This window comes from Pseudomonas sp. CM27 (assembly GCF_013179515.1).
Taxonomy (GTDB): Bacteria; Pseudomonadota; Gammaproteobacteria; order Pseudomonadales; family Pseudomonadaceae; genus Aquipseudomonas.
In genome coordinates this window covers 1-7236 of the sequence record NZ_JABMCN010000229.1, presented here as the reverse complement: position 1 = coordinate 7236, position 7236 = coordinate 1, and the positions used below count along the sequence as shown (strand labels likewise).

The following is a 7236-nucleotide window of genomic DNA, read 5'->3' as shown; positions in this document are numbered from 1 at the left end:
GGCATCGAGTAGCCGGCCAGCGATATGCCCATCACCCCATGGTCGAACAGCGAGCCACGCTTGAGCGCGGCGATCACCCCGGCCAGCAGGCCGACGACGCCGGCGAACAGCAGGGCGGCCAGGGCCAGTTCGAGGGTAGCGGGGAACAGGGTGAGGAACTCGGTCCACACGCTTTCGCGGGTGCGCAGCGATTCACCCAGGTCACCGTGGGCCAGCTTGCCGACGTAGTCCAGGTACTGGACCGGCAGCGGCTTGTTCAGGCCCAGGCGCTCCATGGCCTGGGCATGCATTTCGGGGTCGACCCTGCGCTCGCCCATCATCACTTCCACCGGGTCGCCGGGGATCAGGCGTATAAGCGCGAAGGTGAGCAAGGTGATGCCGAAAAAGGTCGGTATCAGCAGGCCAAGGCGCCGGGCAATAAAACTCAACATTGTCGGGGTTACCTCATCAGGCCGTGCGGCCAACAGCGCGCGACGGCAGTGCCGCCGGTCCCCGTGAGGGTTGCCGGCGGTCGTTGTTGTTCTACTTCACCTTGGTGGTGGCGAAGTTGTTGTTGGTCAGAGGGCTGATCACGTAGCCCTCCACGTTGTCACGCATGGCCGTGAACACCTTCGGGTGGGCCATGCTGATCCAGGGTTGGTCGTCATCGTACACTTTCAATGCCTCGCTATAGAGCCTTGCGCGTTCGTCGTTGTCGATCACCTCGCGGGCCTGTGTAATCAGGTCCTGGAATTTCGAGTTGCACCAGCGCGCGTAGTTCTCGCCGTTTTTTGCCGCTTCGCAGCTCAGCAGCGGGGTAAGGAAGTTGTCCGGGTCGGCGTTGTCACCTGCCCAGCCGGTGGACACCAGGTCGGCTTCGCCCTTTTTCGCCCGGCGCAGCATTTCGGCCCACTCCATCACGCGAATGTCCAGCTTCAGGCCGATCTGTTTCAGGTCGGCCTGCAGCATTTCGGCGGACAGGCGCGGGTTGGGGTTGGTCATGCCGCCGCCGTTACGGGTGAACAACGTGATCACTGCGCCTTCCGGTACGCCAGCTTCCTTGAGCAAGGCACGCGCCTTGTCGAGGTCGCGGGGTGGGTTCTGGTTGCTGGTGTTGTAGCCGATCATGGTCGGCGGGTACGGGTTCACGCCCACTAGCGCGTTGCCTTTGCCAAACAGCTGGTCAACATGGCTCTGCCGGTCGAAGGCCATGTTGATGGCTTTACGCACGCGCACGTCGCTGAGGTACTTGTGCTGGGTATTCATGGCGATATAGCCGGTGACCAGCGCTTCGGTCTCGGCCACCTTGAGCCTGGGGTCGGCCTTGATCGACGGCACGTCCTCCGGTTTGGGGTACACGGCGACCTGGCATTCGTTGGCGCGCAGCTTCTGCAAGCGCACGTTGCTGTCGGTACTGATGGCGAATACCAGGCTCTCGGCTGGCGGCTTGCCGCGGAAGTAGTCGGGGTTGGCCTTGAAGCGGACCTGGGCGTCCTTGTTGTAGCGCTGGAAGATGAACGGGCCGGTGCCGATCGGCTTGCTGTTCAATTGGGCGGTGTTACCGGCCTTGAGCAACTGGTCGCCGTATTCGGCGGAGTAGATCGAGGTAAAGGCCATTGCCATGTCACGCAGGAACGGCGATTCGGGGCGGGCCAGGGTGATCACCACGGTGTGCTCGTCGATCTTTTCCACCGACTTGAGCAGGCGGCTGAAGGACATGCTTTCGAAGTACGGGTAGCCGACACTGGTCTTGCCATGCCACGGGTGGGCCGGGTCGAGCTGGCGCCGCAAGCTCCACAGCACGTCGTCGGCGTTGAAGTCCCGGGTGGGGGTGAAGTAGTCAGTGGTGTGGAACTTCACTCCCTGGCGCAGGTGGAAGGTGTAGGTCAGGCCATCTGCCGAAATGTCCCAGCGTTCGGCCAGGGCTGGCTGCACGTCAGTGGTACCGGGCTTGAAGTCGACCAGGCGGTTGAACAGCGTTTCTGCGGTGGCATCGAAGGTGACCCCGGTGGTGTACTGGACCACGTCGAACCCTTCCGGGCTGGCTTCGGTGCATACCACCAGCGGCTTGGCCGCCAGCTGCGTGGCACTGCCCAGGACCAGTGCGGCCAGGGCAAGGCGCAGCGGTAGCGATTTCATGAAAGCTTTCTGCATGGGTTGAGTTCTCCCTGCTTGCATGGGTTCCAGCGTAGCCGCCACGGCCCGCCGTGAAGCGGACCGTGGCGTCAACGGTCAGAGAATGTTGAACGGAATGGTGGTCACCACGCGGAACTCGTCCAGGCTGCCATCGCCCTGGGCCTTGCTGGCGCGGTGGGTGGTGTAGGTGGCGCGGATGCTGGTGTCTTTCAGCGGCCCGCTCTGCACCGCGTAGCTGCTGCCGATGCCCCACTCGTAGTGGGTTTCGCCATCCAGGCCTTTCACGTCATAGGCCGTGCCGCGGTAGTGCGTGCCATCGATGCCCCAGCCGCGGGCGTTGTACAGGTTGAACTTCAGGCCCGGCACGCCATAGGGCGCCATGTTCAGCACGTAGGAAATCTGCAGCGACTTCTCGTTGGGGCCGTTGAAGTCCGACAGCAGCGAGTTGGCCAGGAAGATGCCGTTGGTTTCGTGCAGGTAGTCGAAGTACTCGTTGCCGTTCACCTGCTGCCACGAAGCGCTGAGGGTGTGCGCCTGATGGGTCAGGCCGAGCGACAGGCTGTAGGTGTCGTTGTCGATCTTGCCCATCTTCTGGCTGCCGGCGTCGACAGTCTTGTAGTAGTTCAGGCCGGTGTTCAGGCTGAGCACCGCGCTGTCGCCGAGCACGTGGTTGGCGCCGAAGTAGTACTGGTTCCAGAAGTCGTCGACCTTGGTGGCGTACAGGCTGGTGCTGAGGCTTCTGAACGGCTGGTAGTTGATGCCGGCGGTGCTGGCGCGGTCGGTTTCAACACCGGCGGCGCCGTACTCGCTGCGGAACTTGCTCAGGCTCTGCTCGGTACGTGGCGAGACGCGGTCGAAGGTGCCCAGGTCGATGCTGAGGTTGTCGAACTCGGCGCTGTGCAGGAACGCGCCCTGGAAGCTTGAGGGCAGGGCACGGTTGCCGATGTAGGCGAGCATCGGCGTATCCACCGACTGGCGGCCCAGGGTCAGGGTGGTGTTGGACACGCGCGCCTTGATGTTGCCCAGGCCCAGTTTGCTCCACTGGCCGATGGGATCGCCGTCGCTGTGGGTCAGTGTGCGGTTATTGGGCCCGGCAATGGCCTGGCGGCTCTGCTGCAGGGCGATGGCGTTGTAGCCGGCGGCCTCGACGGCAAAGCCCACAGTGCCCTCGGTGAAGCCCGAGCTGTAGTTGAGGATGGTGCCCTGTAGCCAGTTTTCGCGGCTGTGGGTGTCGTGGCGGGTGCCGTCATTCTTGTAGTACTTCCACAGCGGGGCGCGTGCGGCGCGTTCGCGGGCGTACCAGTTGCGGGTGCTACCGGACAGGCTCTGGCCGTCGATGAAACCGCTGGCCTGGGCCTGCTCGCTGCTGTCCTTCAAGGTGATGGGGATGAAAGCCTGGCTTTGCGGGTCGGCCTGGGCCATGGTGGTCAAGGCACCGATGGATAACGCCAGTGCGGTCAAGGTGAATGCTTTCAAGGTTGAAGCTCCTTTTCTTTTCTAGTTATTGCCGGCCTTGTGAGCCGGGGTGCTTGTAGCGGTGTTGCCAGGGGTGCCACGGGATCGCCGGGCAAAATTGGGGAGATGTGTTGCCTGTGCTGGCCCAATCGCCGGCAAGCCGGCTCCCACAGGGAACTGGGTAGGTCCCGAGATCTGTGGAGTACTTTGTGGGAGCTGGCTTGCCGGCGATGAGGCCGGTGCAGGTTAAAAATCAGTCAACACTCACACCGGAAAAATCATTGCGTCCGAACGGGCTGACCTTGAACCCGGAAACCTTGATGCCAAGTGGCTGGTTGACCGTGGAATGCGCCACCGGGGTAATCGGGACCTGCTGCTTTAGCCGCTGCTGGGCTTGCTGGTACAGCGCGCTGCGCTGCGCGCGATCGGTTACCTGCTTGGCCTGTTTGACCAGGCTGTCGTACTGCGGATCGCACCACAGCGAGTAGTTGTTGCTGCCGATGGCATCGCAACTATAGAGGGTGCCCAGCCAGTTGTCCGGGTCGCCGTTGTCACCGGTCCAGCCGATCAGGGCGATGTCGTGTTCGCCGCTTTTCATGCGCTTGAGGTACTCGCCCCATTCGTAGCTGACGATGCGCACCTTGAAGCCGAGCTTGGTCCAGTCGGCCTGGAGCATTTCGGCCATCAGCTTGGCGTTGGGGTTATACGGGCGCTGCACCGGCATGGCCCAGAGGGTGACCTCGGTGCCCGGCTTGACCCCCGCTTGCTGCAAGAGCTGCCTGGCCTTTTCCGGGTCGTAGGGTGCGTCCTTCAGGCTTTTGTCGTAGGACCATTGGGTTGGCGGCATGGCGTTGACTGCCCGTTGGCCGGAGTCTTGGTACACCGCCTGGAGAATCGCTTGCTTGTTGACTGCCATGTCCATCGCCTGGCGCACTTCCAGGCGATCGAACGGGGGGTGCTGGGTGTTGTAGGCGATGTAGCCAAGGTTGAAGCCCGGTTGCTGCAACACCTGCAACTTGCTGTCGGCCTTGAGCGCCGGCAGGTCGGCCGGGCGTGGGTGCAGGGTGACCTGGCACTCGTTGCGCCGTAGCTTCTGGATGCGCACCGAAGGGTCGATGTTGATCGAGAACACCAGGTTGTCGAGCTTGACCTGCTCCGGTGCCCAGTAGTCCTTGTTGCCCTTGTAGCGGATCTGCGAGTCCTTCTGGTAACGCTGGAACACAAACGCCCCGGTGCCGATCGGTTGCTGGTTGATGTCGCTGGGGCGACCGCTGGCCAGCAGTTGCCCGGCGTATTCGGCAGACAGTATCGAGGCGAAGCTCATGGCCAGGTTCTGGATGAACGCGGCGTCGACCGTATTCAGGGTGAACACCACGGTCAGCGGGTCGACCTTGTCGACACCGGCGATGTTCTTGTCCAGGCCCATGCTGATGAAATAGGGGAACTCGGTAGGGTACGCCTTGCGGAACGGGTGGTCCTTGTCGAGCATGCGATTGAAGGTGAACAGCACATCGTCGGCATTGAAGTCGCGGCTCGGGGTAAAGGCCTTGTTGCTGTGGAACTTGACCCCCTCGCGCAGGTGGAAGGTATAGCGCAGGCCATCGTCGGAGACTTCCCAGCGGGTTGCCAGGGCAGGGTGCACGGCTGTGCCGCCGCGTTCGAACTCGACCAGGCGGTTGTAGATCGGCTCGGCGGCGTCGTTGTCGGTGGCGCTGGTGTACTGGGCGGTGTCGAAGCCTGCGGGGCTGCCTTCGGAACAGAACACCAGGTTGTTGGCCAGCAAGGCCGGTGACTGGCTCATCAGGCCCAGGGCCAGCAGGGTCGAAAGGCGGGTAGCGTGGCGCATGGCAAGTCCTTTTTCGTCTGTTTGCGCCGTCTCGGGGTACGAATGACGGCAACAGTTCGCCGACCCCGCAGCGGATAGCCGCAGGACGACATGCAAAAGTTGCTGGAGGAAGGGGCGCCCGCGGCTCGGCGGGCGCCGGCGTTACCCTATTTGTCCACGCTGACGCCGTAGAAGGAGTTCAGCGCAAACGGGCTGATCTTGAAGTCCTTCACTTTGGCGCTCATGGGCTGGTACACGGTGGAGTGGGCGATCGGGGTGATCGGCACCTGCTCCTTGAGGATGTGCTGCGCCTGCTGGTACAGCGCGGTGCGTCTGGCCTGGTCGGAGGTGGCCTTGGCCTGCTTGATCAGGTCGTCGTAGGGCTTGTAGCACCATTTGGAGAAGTTGTTGCCGTCCACGGCATCGCAACCGTAAAGCGTGCCCAGCCAGTTGTCCGGGTCACCGTTGTCACCGCTCCAGCCAATCAGCATGGCGCCCTGTTCGCCGCCCTTGGAGCGCTTGATGTACTCGCCCCATTCATAGCTGACGATCTTCGCCTTGATGCCGATCTTGGCCCAGTCGGACTGCAGCATTTCGGCCATCAGCTTGGCATTGGGGTTGTATGGCCGTTGCACGGGCATGGCCCACAGGCTGATCTCGGTACCGTCCTTGATGCCGGCTTCCTTGAGCAGCTGCCTGGCTTTTTCGGGGTCGAACGGGGCGTCCTTGATACTGTCGTCATAGGACCACTGGGTCGGCGGCATGGCGTTGACTGCCAGCTGGCCCGCGCCCTGATACACCGATTCGATGATCTTCTTCTTGTCCACGGCCATGTCCAGTGCCTGGCGCACCTTCAGCTGGGCCATGGGGTTGGGCTCGTTGCTGCCCTTGATCTTGTCCATCACGTTGTAGGCGATGTAGCCCAGGTTGAAGCCGGCCTGCTGCGGCATCTGCAGGTTCTTGTCGGCCTTCAGCGGCTCGATATCGGCCGGGCGCGGGAACAGGGTGACCTGGCACTCGTTCTTCTTCAGCTTCTGCATGCGCACCGAGGCGTCGGTAGTGATGGCGAAGATCAGGTTGTCGATCTTCACGTCCTCGGGCTTCCAGTAGTCCTTGTTGCCCTTGAAGCGGATCTGCGCGTCCTTCTGGTACTTGCTGAACACGAACGGGCCGGTGCCGATCGGCTTCTGGTTGATGTCGGCGGGCTTGCCGCCCTTGAGCAGCTGGTCGGCGTATTCGGCGGACTGAATGGAGGCGAAGCTCATGGCCAGGTTCTGGATGAACGCTGCGTCCACTTCGTTGAGGGTGAACTTCACCGTGTGCTCGTCGAGCTTCTCGAGCTTGGCGATGTTCTTGTCCATGCCCATGTCGGTGAAGTACGGGAATTCGGTGGGGTAGACCTTGCGGAACGGGTGGTCCTTGTCGAGCATGCGGTTGAAGGTGAACAGCACGTCGTCGGCGTTGAAGGGGCGGCTGGGCTTGAAGTAGTCGGTGGTGTGGAACTTGACCCCTTCGCGCAGGTGGAAGGTGTAGGTCTTGCCGTCGTCGGACACTTCCCATTTGGTCGCCAGCCCCGGGATGACTGCAGTGCCGCCGCGTTCGAACTGGGTGAGGCGGTTGAACACGGTCTCGGCCGAGGCATCGAAGTCTGTGCCGGTGGTGTACTGCCCTGGGTCGAAGCCTGCCGGGCTGCCTTCGGAGCAGAACACCAGGTTGGACGCGGCAAGTGCCGACGGAGCACCGGTGAGCAGACCTGCGCCTAGCAGGAACGGAATGACTGCGTGTTTGAGCATGGTGGCCTCATTGTTGTCATTTTTCGATTGAGGTGGCCTCGTGAGCCG

General features: G+C 62.4%; 4 protein-coding genes and 1 pseudogene. All 5 read right to left on the bottom strand.

Annotated elements, in window-relative coordinates:
* Positions 1-431: pseudogene (locus HP547_RS23205) on the bottom strand (peptide ABC transporter permease); the annotation flags it as partial.
* Between the two features lie 91 nt (positions 432-522).
* Positions 523-2133 (bottom strand): ABC transporter substrate-binding protein, encoded by a 1611-nt coding sequence (locus tag HP547_RS23200; protein WP_172218983.1) that lies wholly within the window; start codon positions 2131-2133, stop codon positions 523-525.
* 78 nt (positions 2134-2211) lie between these two features.
* Complete coding sequence (locus HP547_RS23195; protein WP_172287613.1) at positions 2212-3591, bottom strand: OprD family porin; 1380 nt, start codon at positions 3589-3591, stop codon at positions 2212-2214.
* A gap of 232 nt (positions 3592-3823) precedes the next feature.
* On the bottom strand, positions 3824-5416 hold the full coding sequence (locus HP547_RS23190; protein WP_172287610.1) for an ABC transporter substrate-binding protein: 1593 nt from the start codon (positions 5414-5416) through the stop codon (positions 3824-3826).
* 146 nt (positions 5417-5562) lie between these two features.
* On the bottom strand, positions 5563-7188 hold the full coding sequence (locus tag HP547_RS23185) for an ABC transporter substrate-binding protein (protein ID WP_172218989.1): 1626 nt from the start codon (positions 7186-7188) through the stop codon (positions 5563-5565).
* Positions 7189-7236: the final 48 nt, after the last annotated feature.

Coding starts and splice junctions, on each gene's coding strand:
- HP547_RS23200 (WP_172218983.1), bottom strand. CDS start 2,133: ATGCAGAAAGCTTTCATGAAATCGCTACCGCTGCGCCTTGCCCTGGCC.
- HP547_RS23190 (WP_172287610.1), bottom strand. CDS start 5,416: ATGCGCCACGCTACCCGCCTTTCGACCCTGCTGGCCCTGGGCCTGATG.
- HP547_RS23185 (WP_172218989.1), bottom strand. CDS start 7,188: ATGCTCAAACACGCAGTCATTCCGTTCCTGCTAGGCGCAGGTCTGCTC.